Genomic DNA, 15,215 nt, shown 5'->3' with positions numbered 1-15,215 from the left:
GATAAAATAGTCTTATACGAAATTTGTAAAAAATAGTATAAATAGCACAGGTTTTGGCGAAGTCATTTTGCCATTTTTCGTTTGGCTACACCCCTGTTTTGGTGTAGCTTTTATCATTCCATGTTTAAAAACTAGCAATCTATCAAAAGGAGGTTAATTTTCATGAAGAAAAAAGATGAAACAGTTGCACAGTTAGAGGCGATTTTAAAAGAACTTAAATCAGCAAATGAAGAAAGTGCAGCTACTGCTGTTGTTGGGCAAAGAGGCCGCAACACATCTGGGTCATTGTTTTCATTTGTGTTTAAAATGTGGGGTCTACGAATTCTCCTAGTTGCCGTCCTTCTTGTTGCAGTTTCAGCAGGTAGTGTTTGGCTCCTGTCTGGAAATACGTTTAAGAAAGAGACTACACTTTTTGTTGAGGATATCAAGGAGCTAGCGACACTCGCAACAGCTGAAGCCCGGGTGAGTGTAGACATCAAGGAAGAAGATAATAAATTGTTTGGAAATGATATAAGATTTAATCTCCCAGGCACAAAGAGAGAAATCTTATTAATTGTTCCAGCCACAGTGATCGCCGGTGTTGACTTACAAGGAATCACCGAGGACGATATCAAAGTGAATGAGAAGGAAAAAGTGCTAGACATTTTTCTCCCGCATGCTGACCTTATCCAAGACCCGGCAATTCAGATGGACAAGTTAGTCACATTTTCAGATGAAGGTATTTTTCGTGGTGAGTTGAAGTGGGATGAAGGCTTTGACTTAGCGGCAGAAGCTCAGGAGAAAATTCGGGAAGAAGCAAAAGAAATGGGACTATTAGTAACAGCTGAGAAAAACGCAGAAAAAGTACTAGCGGGCTTTTTTAATAATTTAGGCTATACCGTAAACTTAACGTTTAAATAAGTCTCATTCCAAACAAACGATTGATTGAAAATTAAATCCCTTGTGCTAGTAAGGCTAACTGTCTAAACAATCGTTTGTTTGAATCTATTTTTTCATCTGAACCTCTGTTCATATTATTAGAAAAAATGTAAAATATAGTTAGATTAAAAATTTGGGGGAGAACCTAATGGACGAAAAGGTTTTATCAATTGATGAGTTAAAAAGAGCGGATTTGATTCGGAAGAATAAGTTAGTGAGCATTGTTTCACTCATTTCGGTTCTTCTCGCAGTGGTAGTAGAGATTTCAATTGGACAACCACTTCAAATGATACTGACGATAGGTATCGGTGGTTTGGGCTTTCTCTCAATTTTATTTTTTCTTATTTATAGGAATCTATTATTAAACATAACACCTTATATTGCGGTGGTAGGGATTGCGGTGGTTATATTCCTCATTATGTTTAGTTCGCAATCAGCACCAATTATCTTATTACCCTTGTACCTAATGACAGCGGTTGCAATTTATAACAAGCGTGAGACGCTAATTTTTGGTGTAGCCTGTGCGATTGTGTTAACGGTCCTATTTTTTATCACAAAAGGTCCGCAATTTGGGTATACCTCAAAAGAAACGGTCATCTTTTATCTGATTTTCACCGTGATCGTTGCAACGCTGTTTTTCCAAAGTCTGGTGACAAGTCGTTTGACAAAGGATATTCAAGCGACACATATGCATACTGAACATCTCTTAGAAATGAGAAAACAGCATGCGGTTCAGCTTGAGACAAGTTCGCAAACGATCAGCAAGAACATAACCAACATCCGCACCCAAGGTGAGGAGCAAATGCATTCCTTTAACGAGATGACGATTGCCGTTTCTGAAATCTCCGCCGGAATGAATACGCAAAATGAAGCTGCAGCTACGATTACTGAATCTATCGAGGATCTAAACCGGGTAGTGAAGGAACTTGTAAAAGGCTCGAACCACCTTGGGGTTCAAACGGAAAATGCAAATGAAGCGGCTGACAATGGAAATGAAACGATTTCTGAACTACTTTCAAAAATCACTGACTTCCAGGATTCCGTTCACTCGATGTCTGAAACTATGAATCTATTAGTTGAGAAAATCAATGAGACAAATGGATTTACGGACCGCATACAGGAAATCGCATCACAAACGAACTTATTAGCATTGAATGCGTCAATTGAAGCGGCTCGTGCAGGTGATAGTGGTAGAGGATTTGCGGTTGTTGCATCTGAGATTCGTAAGCTTTCTGAGGTTACCTCAAATACAGCGAACCTCATCTCTGAAAATCTAAAAGAGGTTAACGAAAGTACAACATTAACGCAGAAACAAATGGCAGAAAATGCGGTGAAAATGGAAGAAAGTGTGAAGCTGACGAATGATACGAAGGGCGTCTTCACAGTAATTGATGATACCGTTTCTGAATTGAATGAAGCTGTTAAGCATTTCGAAAAAATATCAAACGAGATCGGTAATTCGTCTGTTTCAATTGAGACATCAGTCAGTGAGTTTGCTGCAATTATCGAAGAAACGACAGCGTCACTTGAAGAAATCACTGCTTCAATCGAAAACCAAAACAACCAAATGAGGCATCTCGTCTCCTATGTTCAAAACACAGATGACGCTACAACCGAACTAATGGAAATCTTCAAAGAAAAGTAATGGGACGAATCTATTGTCCCGGCCTATTAGAAAGGGGAATATCATGGTCTATCAAGCTAATGCAGGTCGTTATCAAGAAATGAAATATAATCGTGTTGGGAATTCAGGTTTATTATTACCGGCGATATCGTTAGGGTTATGGCATAATTTTGGAGCCGTCGATTCGTTCGAGAACGGCCGAAATATTTTAAGAAGAGCATTCGATTTAGGCGTTACTCATTTTGACCTCGCCAATAATTACGGTCCACCACCTGGTAGTGCTGAAGAAATGTTTGGGAAAATGATCAAGGCAGATTTTGCGCCGTATCGCGACGAAATGGTGATTTCCACAAAGGCTGGTTACTATATGTGGGAAGGGCCGTATGGGGATTGGGGTTCACGCAAATACTTAGTCTCAAGTCTTGATCAAAGCTTAAAACGAATGAACTTAGACTATGTAGATATTTTTTATTCGCATCGTCCAGACCCAAATACACCGCTTGAGGAAACTATGGGTGCGCTTGACCATATCGTAAAACAAGGAAAAGCACTGTATGTCGGGATTTCAAACTATAATCCTGAACAAACAAAAGAAGCTGTACGTATATTAAAAGAGCTCGGGACACCACTTCTGATTCACCAACCAAGATATTCAATGTTTGACCGCTGGATAGAAGACGGTTTACAGGATGTGTTGAGCGAAAATGGTGTAGGGTCGATTGTATTTTCACCGATGGCTCAAGGTTTATTAACAAATAAATACCTTGGTGGTATTCCAAGTGATTCACGAGCGTCTAAGGAAAATACATTCCTTAAAAAGGAACAAATCACAGAGGATGTTTTAGGTAAAATTGAACAGTTAAACGAACTTGCAAAAGAGAGAGGACAAAGTCTCGCGCAAATGGCGTTATCATGGGTTCTACGAGAGGGACGCGTAACCTCTGCATTAGTTGGTGCAAGCAAGGTGAGCCAAGTCGAAGACAGTGTTGCAGCCATTCAAAATCTCTCGTTTTCTGAAGACGAATTAACGAAAATCGAGGATATTTTAAAATAAATCTAGCTATACTAGTAAAGCGCATAATGAAAGAGGAGTAGCTTGCACGTTGGCTGCTCCTCTTTTATATTTATGGATACTAATATATCAGATGGATAAGATAAAAATGTTTACTAAAAATGTTTACTTTAAGATAGTTTCTGTATACTATATAGATAGAGGAAAGACAGAAGGGATGAGAAAATATGGCTACGATTCGTGATATAGCCCAGAAGTCTGGCTTTTCAATTGCGACCGTTTCAAGAGTACTGAATAATGATGCGAATTTATCTGTTAGTGAAGAAACGAGAGAGAAAATAAAATCCGTTGCGGAAACGTTGGGCTATAAAAAGAGACAAGGAATTACGCAGTTAAACAATATCGCCTTCCTATATTGGATTTCGAATGAAGAAGAATTAGAAGATGTATTTTTTAAGGGGATTCGAACTGAGCTTGAAAAGCAAGCAAAAGAGCGAAAAATAGAATTGGTTCGTTATCATATAAATGATGGAATCGAAAAGGTAGATAAGAATACAACTGCGTTTATTGCGATTGGAAAATTAACGGATCGAGAAATAAAATACTTAGAAGAAATCACCCCCCACGGCGTTTTCTTAAATACGAGAAGAGACCCTCATAATCTTGATGCAGTTGTGCCAGATTTAAAGCTAATGACTGAATATATGATTCAATTTTTTGAAGGGATAGGCTATAACCGCATTGGATTTATTGGTGCGCAGGATTATGATGTTGAGACAAATGAACCTATCCCTCAGTTAAGAGAGGTTACATTTAGAGAGTATCAACGCGAACGTAATAAATTAAGAGAAGAGGACATCTTAATCGTTCCTGCTAGTACGGTGAAAAATGGCTATAAAGCTGCATTGAAGGTGATTGAGGAAATGGGCGATGATCTCCCAGAAGCCTTTTGTGTTGCGACAGATCCTCTTGCGATTGGTGCGTTACAAGCATTTAATGAGATGCAAATTCCCATACCGCAACGAGTTGCATTCTTTAGTATAAATAATATCAGTGTTACAAAATACGTATCCCCACCATTAACAACCTTCCATATTGATATTCCTACCCTTTGTGAGACAGGTTTGGATTTGGTAGAGGAAAGGTTAACAAAAAATAGAACAACCGCGAAAACAGTGTATTTACAAGGAAAACCCATTTTTCGAAAAAGTACACCACCTATCAATGACAAAAAGTGAGCAAAAATGCTCGCTTTTTTTATTTCATTCAATTGTGTATCTCCTTCGTTTAAAGGCGTACTACATGTGAAACCGGTGAAATCTAGGGATATATCTTGTAAAAAAAAGGAAAAAGTGTAGTTAATTAGTAAAAACACAACTAATTTTTAGTAAAAAATATATAATTAAACGTTTACATGTTTAGTTAAAGGTGATATTATTTTATTAGTAAACAAATTACTAAAAGGGGAAGCGATTTTTATGAAAAACAAATTCGGTTTAGTGATTTTAGGTCTTTTATTATTATCCTTACTTACTGCTTGTGGTTCTTCGGGTAGTGAAGGTGGATCAGGTTCAAGTGATGATGTTATTACCATCTGGGCCAATAATATCAACGTTCCAGTTTTAGAAAAAGCAGCAGAAATCTATAAAGAAGACAATCCTGATTTTAAAGTAGAAATTATTGAAACAGGTGGACAAGACATTAAGAGTAAAACAACAACTGGTTTACAAGCTGGAGGAAAAGGTCTACCAGATGGACTACTCCAAACAGATGATGAGCTTCAAGGGAAATTAGAAGCATTTCCGAATGCGTTTGCGAACCTAAGCGAGCTTGGCTATGACGATTTTAAGGGTGATTTCCCAGATTTTAAAATAGATGCTGTTTCAAAAGATGGCAATATCTATGCAATGCCTTTCGATACAGGTCCTGCAGCAATCTTCTATCGTACAGATTTATATGAAGAAGCAGGAATTAATCCAGAAGATCTTCAAACATGGGAAGACTTTGTTGAAGCTGGAGGCAAAATGAAAGAAGCAACTGGTACAGCAATGCTTAGCTTTGACCAAGCAGATGCGAACGTGTACACCATCATTTTAAATCAACAAGGTGAAGGGTATTATGACGAAGATAATCAATTAATCGTTGGTAGTGAAGCGTCTGTCAATGCTCTTGAAGTACTGAAAGGTTTACATGAAAAAGACGCGCTATTAGGTGTAACTGGTTGGGATGCATGGGTAACATCAATTGCGAATTCAGAAACGGCATCCGTAGTTGCTGGCGGTTGGTTAGTTGGTACGATTAAACAACAAGCACCTGAAACAGACGGTAAGTGGGGCTTAATGCCGTTACCTGCACATGAAGAAAATGGTTCACGTTCATCTGTTCAAGGTGGTAGCTCATTTGTTATTCCATCCACAGGTAACAAGATTCAAGAAACGTATGATTTCTTATCATGGTTTACGACAAGTGTTGAAGCACAAGAAATCGCAATGGAGGGTGGCTTATTCCCTACCTATGCACCAGTGTTTGAATCTGAATTATTTGATGCTGAAGAGTCATTTTTCGGAAATCAGAAAATCTGGCGTTTCCTAGCTGACGAAATGAATAAGATTCCGACGATTATTTATACAAAGAATGATCCAATTGCTCGTGATGAAATTGTAAAAGCACAAGGTGAAGCCTTGAATGGTACAGATGCAGAAGAAGCGATGCAACAGGCTAGAAAAAATATTGAAAATCGAATGAAATAATAAATTAGAGGTAATGAGAGGATTCTTTCATTACCTCTCCTATGAATAAGGGGGTTAGACAACAAGATGAATCAAATAAACAAAGCAAAATTGACACCGTATTTATTTTTAGCCCCGGCGCTTATTTTATTTCTTATATTCACGGTGTACCCAATCATTTCTTCGTTTATCTTAAGCTTTCAAACGTCTCAAGGTGGCGTCTACGTTTTTACAGGATTTGATAACTATATTCGATTATTAAAAGATACAACGTTCCATCAAGCCTTATATAACACATTTATCATTTTCATTGTTCAAGTGCCGATTATGATTCTATTAGCACTTATTTTAGCAGCTCTATTAAATAGTAAACTACTAAAGTTTAAAGGGTTTTTCCGCACAGGATTCTTTCTACCGGCTGTAACCTCATTAGTTGCTTATTCGATTTTGTTCTCAATTATCATGATGGATAAAGGAATTTTAAATCAATTTTTAACTTTGATTGGGATTGATGCTATTCCGTGGTTGAATAATCCGTTCTGGGCGAAGGTATCGATTATCATCGCGATGACATGGAGATGGACAGGCTACAATATGGTGATCTATCTAGCTGCGATGCAGAATATTTCAGAGGAAACATATGAGGCGGCTTCCATAGATGGTGCAGGAAAGATTCGCCAATTCCTATCAATCACGATTCCGCAATTGAAGCCGATTATTTTATTCACCTCGATTATATCAACGATTGCAACCTTACAGCTATTTGATGAACCTTTCAACCTTACAAAAGGTGGACCTGGTGATTCAACAACAACACTAGGATTAATGATTTATAACAATGGATTCAAATACTATGACTTTAGCTATGCGTCTGCCATTGCATATGTCGTTGTAGTCATCGTTGCGATTCTATCACTTATTCAATCAAGAGTGACGGGAGATGGTAAATAATGCAGGAAAATAAAGCATCAAGATTCTCGAGAAAAGCAGGAATTTATTTACTTCTTGCTGTCGGTATCGTGATTTCAATCTTCCCATTTTATTGGATGTTAGTTGGAGCAACCAATCATACGAGTAAGATGTTTTCAAATCCTCCAACATTGACGTTTGGAGATCAGTTTATAACCAACTTTACGAATTTGAATGAGAGTATCAATATTTGGCGTGTACTATTTAATTCATTATTTGTTTCAGGTGTATATGTCGTTTTGGCTCTTATGGTCTCTACCATGGCTGCATACGCACTAGCGAAATTTCATTTTAAAGGGAATAAATTTATATTTACAGTATTTCTATTGTCAATGATGATTCCGTATCAAGCCCTTTTGATTCCGCAGTTTAGGATGATGGCTGATTACGGATTATTAAATACGTATATTGCGCTTATTTTACCAACGGTTTGTACACCGTTCGCAATCTTTCTAATGAGACAAAACTTTATGGCCTTTCCAACAGAATTAATTGAAGCTGCGAGAATGGACGGGGCTGGAGAAATGAAAATCTTCTTCCGGATTGTAATCCCGTCTATGAAGCCAGCGCTTGCTGCGACATCCATCTTCTTATTCCTCTCACAATGGAATAACTTTCTGTGGCCATTGGTTGTCACTACATCAACGGATATGTATACATTCCCGGTTGCATTATCCAGTCTAAAGGGAGTTTCAATCATAGACTATGGTCAAATTAACGTAGGGATTATGATTGCGACAATCCCAATTATTATCTTCTTCCTTGCACTACAAAAACACTTTATCCAGGGCATGCTGGGAAGTGCGATTAAATAGGGACAAGGGGACAGGTTCACTGTCCCACTTGGCTAAAAATATGAGACGAGGGACCTGTCCCTCTGTCCCACAATGGAGGTCAACATGACATTGCTTAGAGATTATGAGAATCAACATATCCTTCAAAGGAATCGAGTGAAAGATCGTTCTTATTTTATGTCCTATCAGAATCTTGAGGATGCGATTAGCTTTGATAGAGGTCGTGCTAATGGATTTACATTATTAAATGGGTTGTGGAAATTTCATTATTCGGAGACTCCGGAACATGCTCCAAGCTCTTTCTATGAAAAAGATTATGACACTAGTAATTGGGATGAGTTACAGGTCCCTTCAAGTTGGCAAATGCATGGGTATGGAAATCCGCATTATACAAATGTTCAATATCCATTTCCGGTCAATCCTCCCTATATTCCAACTGAAAATCCAACGGGTTCCTATCGTCGTGATTTTTATGTAACTGATGATATGCTAAAAGGCCTTGTTTTTCTACGTTTTGAAGGAGTAGATAGTGCCTTTCATGTGTGGATTAATGGTCAATTTGTTGGCTACAGTCAAGGCAGTCGTGTAGCGTCTGAATTTGATGTAACTGAGTTTGTTGAGGAAGGGAATAATACCATTGCTGTTCGGGTCTATCAATGGTCTGATGGAAGTTATATTGAAGATCAGGACATGTGGTGGTTAAGTGGTATTTTTAGAGATGTGTATTTGCTTGCGAAGCCGAAAGTGTATACACATGACTTCTTCGTGAAAACAAAATTAGACGAAGATTATCAAGATGCGGAATTACAGATTGAATCTGTTCTCCATTCTTCTAATGATAGTTTAAAAGAGTACCAGTTAGCGATTCAACTTTTTGATGCGAATATGAAAGAAGTTGAGGAAGCGAAACGAACTATTTCCGTACAATTAAGTGGGTCGAGTGAAACAAAGCTAGATACTAGTATACGAGTGACTGATCCTTCTAAATGGACGGCAGAAACACCTTATTTATATACCTTAGTAATGACCTTAAAAGATGCTGAGGGTAACATCGTTGAGGTGATTCCAAGTAAGGTTGGCTTTAGACAAGTGGAGCTAAAGAATGGCTTAATCCAAGTGAATGGAGTTCCGATTCTTTTTAAAGGTGTCAATCGCCATGACCATCATCCGGACTTAGGGCGTGCGGTACCATTTGATTGGATGAAAAAAGATATCGAACTGATGAAGCAGCATAATATCAATGCTGTACGATCAGCACACTATCCAAACGACCCACGATTTTATGATTTATGTGATGAATATGGGGTGTATGTGATTGATGAAGCAGACCTTGAGTGTCATGGCTTTGATCGGATTGGAAAGCCCCACCAATTGGCTCAAGATCCAGAGTGGAAGGAAGCATTTGTTGACCGAATGAAGCGAATGGTTGAACGTGACAAGAACCATCCATCGATTATCATTTGGTCATTAGGAAATGAATCCGGGTTTGGTGAGAACCATGTGGCAATGGCCGAGTGGGCAAAACAAAAGGATCCAACAAGACTTGTTCATTATGAAGGGGAAACTCGTCTCATTATGACACAAGAAAATAACAATCCTACCCGTTTGCATGAAGCGGCAGACATGTTCTCGACGATGTATACTCCGCATGGCATTATGGAGCGGTTAGGTCAACGAGACGATTTAGCACAGCCTCATATCCTATGTGAGTTTGCTCATGCGATGGGCAATGGCCCTGGTGGGATCAAAGAGTATTTTGATTTGTTCTATAAGTATGACCGCCTTCAAGGTGCATTCGTTTGGGAGTGGCTTGATCATGGAATCCGTCAATATACGGAAGATGGCAAAGAATACTTTGCTTATGGTGGCGATTTTGGAGAAACACCACATGATGGTACATTTGTTATCGATGGACTTGTCATGCCAGACCGTACCCCGTCACCCGCACTTTTAGAGTATAAAAAGGTCATTGAACCAGTTCGAGCTGAAATGGTTGATTTCAATGAAGGTACTGTTCGCATTGATAATCTATATAATTTTAGTACATTAGATCACTTAACGCTTTCATGGTGTGTGGTTTCAGATGGGAAAGTAGTAGACAGTGGTACGCTAGACATGCCAACGATTACTCCGGGAGAGTCGAGTGAAATAAAAATTCCATTTACGTTACCGAGTATGATCAAAGCGAATACAGATTATTGGTTAAACCTTCAATTTAATCAGGCGACTGATACAAAATGGGCGAAAGCTGGTCATGAAGTAGCGTGGGCTCAATTTGAGTTGCCTGTTAACGTATCATTGGATGTAAAAGAAAGTAGAGTGTATCGACCTTTACATGTAGAAGATACTGACCATAAGCTTGCTGTGAGTGGAGAGAATTTCACGTATAGCTTCAATAAAGTTTACGGGGTGCTTGAGTCTTGGACACATCAGGGGATTGAATTGCTAGAGCAAGGCCCGAAGGTAAATGTTTGGCGAGCACCAACGGATAATGACAAATTAGGGCTAGAAGAGTTTAGCGTGAAGAAAGAAGAACCAGAGTGGAAGCGTTTCGGTTTGCATCATATGCAGACTCACGTTAAAGCAGTTGAAGTTAAGGTATCATCATCAAATGATCTAGTGAAAATTTGTGTGCAATCTCGTCTAGCGCCACCTGTACATGCGTGGGGCTTTGATACAAAGACGATCTACACAATTTCAAAAAACGGATCAATGACGATTGAAGTGGACGGCAAAAAACAAGGCGAGGCATCCACTACTTTACCTAAGGTCGGCTTACAGATGAAATTGAAGTCTCAAATGAATCAAGTTGATTGGTATGGCAGAGGTCCAGGAGAATCCTACTCTGATAGCAAGTTAGCGAATCGTTTTGGGGTATGGTCGAATTCGGTAGATGACCTACACACACCATATGTTGTTCCTCAAGAAAATGGAAACAGACATGAGGTGAGATGGGCGTCGGTAACAGACCTCTCAGGTGTTGGTATACTTGTGGCTGGAAAACCAGACTTTGATTTTAGTGCCAGCTATTACTCAACTGAAAAGCTTGAAAATGCAGGTCATACCTATGATTTAGTAAAAAATGATTTTATCACGTTTAACATTGATCACAAGCAACAAGGCTTGGGTTCAGCTAGCTGTGGACCTGGCGTTCTTGAACAATATCAATTGAAAAACGAGGACTTCCATTTTACAGTGAGCCTTCGTGCTTACTCAAAAAGGGAGCATTCTCCGATTGAATTAAGTAAAATGATTTAAAAATATTTGCCTGTTACCATTGTTTTTTTATCCAAAGGTAACAGGTTTTTTTGTTTGTTGAATTAATTTCGTTAACCCTTTAGTAAAGTTTAACTAAAATTTATTGACCTTTTTTACTTACGCCTCTACAATAGAGTTAGAAACTAACGTATTGGAGGCAATTCGCCATGAATCTCAACCAACTTTCAGATACATTTACAGCAGTATTTAACGAAACCGATTACAGAACCTTCTTCGCTCCTGGTCGGATTAACTTAATAGGTGAACATACAGACTATAACGGGGGCCATGTATTTCCGGCTTCCATCACAAAAGGAACGTATGCGCTTGCGAGAAAGCGTGTTGATGATAAAATCAGAATGTATTCGATGAATTTCGAACAGCTTGGTGTGATTGAGTTTGACCTTCACAACCTCGACTACAACAAGGCTCATGATTGGGCGAACTATCCGAAGGGTATGCTTCGTTATATGCGTGAGGAAGGCTATGACATTTCATCTGGGGTGGATGTCCTGTTTTACGGGAATATTCCAAATGGTGCTGGCCTGTCCTCATCGGCGTCGATTGAGCTTGTCTCAGGTGTGATGTTTGAAAAGCTATTTAACCTCACTATTGATCGCGTAGACCTTGTGAAAATTGGCCAACGAGTGGAGAACCAGTTTATTGGTGTCAACAGCGGAATTATGGACCAATTTGCAATCGGCATGGGTAAAAAGAATGCCGGGATTTTACTAGATTGTGATACATTAAAGTATGAATATGCCCCAATTGAATTGGATGAGCACCTCATTTTAATTATGAATACGAACAAGCGTCGTGAGCTTGCGGATTCCAAATACAATGAACGTCGCAGTGAGTGCGAAAGTGCGCTTGCCCTGATACAAAAGGAGCTCGATGTTCAAGCACTTGGGAATATTACGAGTGAGCAGTTTGAACAACATAAGAATTTAATAGATAATGACATTTTACAAAAACGTGCCAAGCATGCGGTCTACGAAAATGAACGTACACTTGAGGCGCTGAAGGCATTAAAGGCCGGTGACCTAACAGAATTCGGAAGACTACTGAATGCTTCACACACGTCATTGCGTGATGATTATGAAGTAACCGGTATCGAGCTTGATACGCTAGCAGAAGCAGCGTGGAAACAAGAAGGTGTACTTGGTGCGCGTATGACCGGTGCAGGCTTCGGGGGCTGTGCGATTGCTCTTGTCGAAAAAGACAAAGCACAAACTATTATCGAAGCAGTCGGAAACATCTACGAGAAAACCATCGGCTACCAAGCATCCTTCTATGAAGTCAGCATTGGCGATGGCGCAAAAGAACTATAATAATGGGACAAAGGGGACAGGTACAGTGTCCCGGTGAAAATATGTTAGGACGAGGAATTTGTCCTAAAGAAGGAGCGGATTTTAAATGAGTATTTTGGTTTTAGGTGGAGCGGGCTATATTGGCTCACATGCGGTTTATCAACTGATTGATGCGAATGAGGAGGTTGTCGTGGTTGATAATCTTCAAACAGGTCACAAAGAGGCGGTTCATCCGAAAGCGAAGTTTTATCAAGGTGACATCCGTGATCGCGCATTTTTACAATCAGTATTTGAAAAAGAAAGCATTGATGCAGTTATCCATTTTGCGGCAAATTCCCTTGTCGGCGAATCGATGGTTGACCCGTTAAAATACTATGACAACAATGTGTTCGGTACACAGGTTGTCCTTGAAACGATGAAAAACAACAATGTAAAATACATCGTCTTTTCTTCAACGGCAGCAACCTACGGTGAACCTGAGCAGGTACCAATCACTGAGGATATGCCAACCGTTCCAGCAAACACATACGGTGAAACAAAGCTTGCGATGGAAAAAATGATGAAATGGTCAGAAATTGCACATGACACTAAATTTGTGTCACTGCGTTATTTTAACGTGGCAGGTGCACGTTCAACAGGTGAAATCGGAGAAGACCATGATCCAGAAACACATCTCATTCCAGTGATTTTACAAGCAGCCCTTGGAAAACGAGATGCCATCACTATTTTTGGAGAGGACTACGATACTCCGGACGGTACATGTATCCGGGATTACATCCATGTTGAGGATTTAATTGATGCTCATATTTTAGCATTAAAATACCTTCAAAATGGCGGCGAGAGCAATTACTTCAATCTAGGCAGTAACAGTGGCTTCTCGGTAAAAGAAATGGTCGAAGCAGCAAAAGAAGTCACACAACGTAACATCCCAGTGAAAATCGGTGAGCGTCGTGCGGGAGACCCAAGTACACTTATCGCTTCATCAGGTAAAGCGAAAGAAGTGCTCGGTTGGGAACCGAAGCGTACGTCCATTAACGAAATCATTAAGGATGCGTGGAACTGGCATGTAAACCACCCAAATGGGTATGAAAGCTGAGGCGATAGAATTGAACATATATGGTAGCGTTCAACAGCTAACAGAACAGGCTATTAAGATTGGACTCATTGAAAAAGAAGATATGATTTACGTTCGCAACCAGGTTCTGTCTTTACTACAACTTGAAAATTTCGCACCAACAGAGCATGTTACACCTGAAAAGGACATCCCAACCTTAGTTGAGGACCTAGTGGATTACGCATGCGAGCAAAAGATAATTGAAGATTATTTTGACGCAAAGGAAATTCTAGCAAGTAAAATCATGAATACGATGATTCCACTTCCGTCTGCGGTGGCGCGTCATTTTTATCAGCTTCATCAGGAAAACCCAACTGCTGCAACTAACTATTTTTATGAGTTGAGTAAAAATAGTAACTATATACAAATGAAGCGAATCGAAAAGAACATCGAATACAAGGTGGAAACAGAGTACGGCGAACTTGATATCACCATCAATTTGTCAAAGCCTGAGAAGGATCCAAAGCAAATTGCGCTTGAAAAAGAGGCGAAACCAAGTGGTGGTGAGAAGTATCCGAAGTGTTTGCTCTGTGTGGAGAATGAGGGGTACGCTGGACGCATTGGTCATCCGGCTCGCTCCAACCACCGAATCATTCCGGTTTTACTAGAAGATGAAAACTGGTATTTGCAATATTCACCATATGTGTACTATAACGAGCACTGTATCGTTCTGTGCGAAGAGCACCGTGATATGAAAATCAGTAAGTCTACATTCGCACGTTTACTTGGCTTTGTTGAGAAGTTCCCACATTACTTCATCGGTTCAAATGCGGACATTCCAATCGTTGGAGGCTCGATTTTAACACATGATCATTATCAAGGTGGAAACTATGAATTTGCAATGGCAAAGGCAGAGGATGATTTCACTTTTACATGGGATCGATATGACAATATCAAGTTCTCAACTGTGAAATGGCCGATGTCCGTTCTTCGCCTAAGAAGTGCGGATAAAGAGGCATTGGTTGCAGCAGGCGACCAAATTTTACAGGAGTGGCGCTCGTACAGTGACTCTGAGGTGGATATCCACGCGTTCTCTGGCGATACACCACATAACACGATTACACCAATTGCAAGAGTACGAGACGGAAAATATGAACTAGATCTTGTGCTGCGTAACAATCGTACAAATGATGAGCATCCACTGGGCATCTTCCATCCACATGCTGATGTGCACCATATCAAAAAGGAAAACATCGGTCTGATTGAAGTAATGGGATTAGCAGTCCTTCCAGCTCGACTCAAAACAGAGTTACAAGAGGTTGAGAAGTACCTAATCGGAGAAGGAAACTCAGTCAATCCTCTGCATCAAGCGTGGGCGGATGAGTTGAAAGCTTTTAATCCAACCAAAGAGAACGTTTCAGAGCTTGTGAAGCGTGAAGTCGGTAAAAAGTTCATGCGTGTGCTCGAGGATGCAGGTGTGTACAAACGTGATGAAGCGGGGCAAGCAGCATTTAAAAGATTTATCAATCATTTTACAAAATAGGAGA

11 protein-coding genes are annotated in these 15,215 nt (G+C 39.7%); all 11 read left to right on the top strand.

The window, feature by feature from the left end; translation table 11 throughout:
- Window positions 1–162 precede the first annotated feature (162 nt).
- The 11 genes from CZ490_RS15120 (at window position 163) to galT (ending at window position 15,211) form a co-directional block, all read left to right on the top strand.
- Window positions 163–900 carry a DUF4230 domain-containing protein gene (locus CZ490_RS15120; protein ID WP_077619669.1) on the top strand — a complete coding sequence of 246 codons (738 nt, stop codon included), beginning with the start codon at window positions 163–165 and terminating at the stop codon, window positions 898–900.
- A 166-nt stretch (window positions 901–1,066) separates the two neighbouring features.
- Window positions 1,067–2,563, top strand: a complete 1,497-nt coding sequence (locus CZ490_RS15115; protein WP_077619668.1) for a methyl-accepting chemotaxis protein — start codon at window positions 1,067–1,069, stop codon at window positions 2,561–2,563.
- A gap of 43 nt (window positions 2,564–2,606) precedes the next feature.
- Window positions 2,607–3,596 carry an L-glyceraldehyde 3-phosphate reductase gene (gene mgrA, locus CZ490_RS15110; protein WP_077619667.1) on the top strand — a complete coding sequence of 330 codons (990 nt, stop codon included), beginning with the start codon at window positions 2,607–2,609 and terminating at the stop codon, window positions 3,594–3,596.
- A 185-nt stretch (window positions 3,597–3,781) separates the two neighbouring features.
- A complete protein-coding gene (locus CZ490_RS15105) occupies window positions 3,782–4,792 on the top strand; it encodes a LacI family DNA-binding transcriptional regulator (protein ID WP_077619666.1) in 1,011 nt (336 codons plus the stop codon).
- Window positions 4,793–5,032: 240 nt separating this feature from the next.
- The gene (locus CZ490_RS15100) at window positions 5,033–6,304 is read left to right on the top strand and encodes an ABC transporter substrate-binding protein (RefSeq protein ID WP_077619665.1); all 1,272 of its coding nucleotides are present in this window, start codon (window positions 5,033–5,035) and stop codon (window positions 6,302–6,304) included.
- Between the two features lie 66 nt (window positions 6,305–6,370).
- Window positions 6,371–7,234 (top strand): carbohydrate ABC transporter permease, encoded by an 864-nt coding sequence (locus tag CZ490_RS15095; protein WP_077619664.1) that lies wholly within the window; start codon window positions 6,371–6,373, stop codon window positions 7,232–7,234.
- Window positions 7,234–8,067, top strand: coding sequence for a carbohydrate ABC transporter permease (locus CZ490_RS15090; protein WP_077619663.1), 834 nt, complete (start codon window positions 7,234–7,236; stop codon window positions 8,065–8,067). The genes CZ490_RS15095 and CZ490_RS15090 overlap by 1 nt, the downstream gene beginning before the upstream one ends.
- A gap of 84 nt (window positions 8,068–8,151) precedes the next feature.
- Window positions 8,152–11,304, top strand: a complete 3,153-nt coding sequence (lacZ, locus tag CZ490_RS15085; RefSeq protein WP_077619662.1) for a beta-galactosidase, LacZ type — start codon at window positions 8,152–8,154, stop codon at window positions 11,302–11,304.
- 167 nt (window positions 11,305–11,471) lie between these two features.
- Window positions 11,472–12,635 (top strand): galactokinase, encoded by a 1,164-nt coding sequence (locus CZ490_RS15080; RefSeq protein WP_077619661.1) that lies wholly within the window; start codon window positions 11,472–11,474, stop codon window positions 12,633–12,635.
- An 85-nt stretch (window positions 12,636–12,720) separates the two neighbouring features.
- A complete protein-coding gene (gene galE, locus CZ490_RS15075) occupies window positions 12,721–13,710 on the top strand; it encodes a UDP-glucose 4-epimerase GalE (protein WP_077619660.1) in 990 nt (329 codons plus the stop codon).
- A 10-nt stretch (window positions 13,711–13,720) separates the two neighbouring features.
- Window positions 13,721–15,211 (top strand): UDP-glucose--hexose-1-phosphate uridylyltransferase, encoded by a 1,491-nt coding sequence (galT, locus tag CZ490_RS15070; protein ID WP_234987243.1) that lies wholly within the window; start codon window positions 13,721–13,723, stop codon window positions 15,209–15,211.
- The last annotated feature ends 4 nt before the right edge of the window (window positions 15,212–15,215 follow it).

The organism is Litchfieldia sinesaloumensis (assembly GCF_900156865.1).
Taxonomy (GTDB): domain Bacteria; phylum Bacillota; class Bacilli; order Bacillales; family Bacillaceae_L; genus Ferdinandcohnia; species Ferdinandcohnia sinesaloumensis.
Note: the sequence above shows the minus strand (reverse complement) of the source record. Positions and strands in the feature narration are given on the sequence as shown.

Excerpts from the sequence above, each read along its gene's own strand:
- mgrA (WP_077619667.1), top strand. The coding sequence starts at position 2,607 with ATGGTCTATCAAGCTAATGCAGGTCGTTATCAAGAAATGAAATATAAT.
- CZ490_RS15080 (WP_077619661.1), top strand. The coding sequence starts at position 11,472 with ATGAATCTCAACCAACTTTCAGATACATTTACAGCAGTATTTAACGAA.
- CZ490_RS15105 (WP_077619666.1), top strand. The coding sequence starts at position 3,782 with ATGGCTACGATTCGTGATATAGCCCAGAAGTCTGGCTTTTCAATTGCG.
- CZ490_RS15100 (WP_077619665.1), top strand. The coding sequence starts at position 5,033 with ATGAAAAACAAATTCGGTTTAGTGATTTTAGGTCTTTTATTATTATCC.
- galE (WP_077619660.1), top strand. The coding sequence starts at position 12,721 with ATGAGTATTTTGGTTTTAGGTGGAGCGGGCTATATTGGCTCACATGCG.
- lacZ (WP_077619662.1), top strand. The coding sequence starts at position 8,152 with ATGACATTGCTTAGAGATTATGAGAATCAACATATCCTTCAAAGGAAT.
- CZ490_RS15095 (WP_077619664.1), top strand. The coding sequence starts at position 6,371 with ATGAATCAAATAAACAAAGCAAAATTGACACCGTATTTATTTTTAGCC.
- CZ490_RS15120 (WP_077619669.1), top strand. The coding sequence starts at position 163 with ATGAAGAAAAAAGATGAAACAGTTGCACAGTTAGAGGCGATTTTAAAA.
- CZ490_RS15115 (WP_077619668.1), top strand. The coding sequence starts at position 1,067 with ATGGACGAAAAGGTTTTATCAATTGATGAGTTAAAAAGAGCGGATTTG.
- CZ490_RS15090 (WP_077619663.1), top strand. The coding sequence starts at position 7,234 with ATGCAGGAAAATAAAGCATCAAGATTCTCGAGAAAAGCAGGAATTTAT.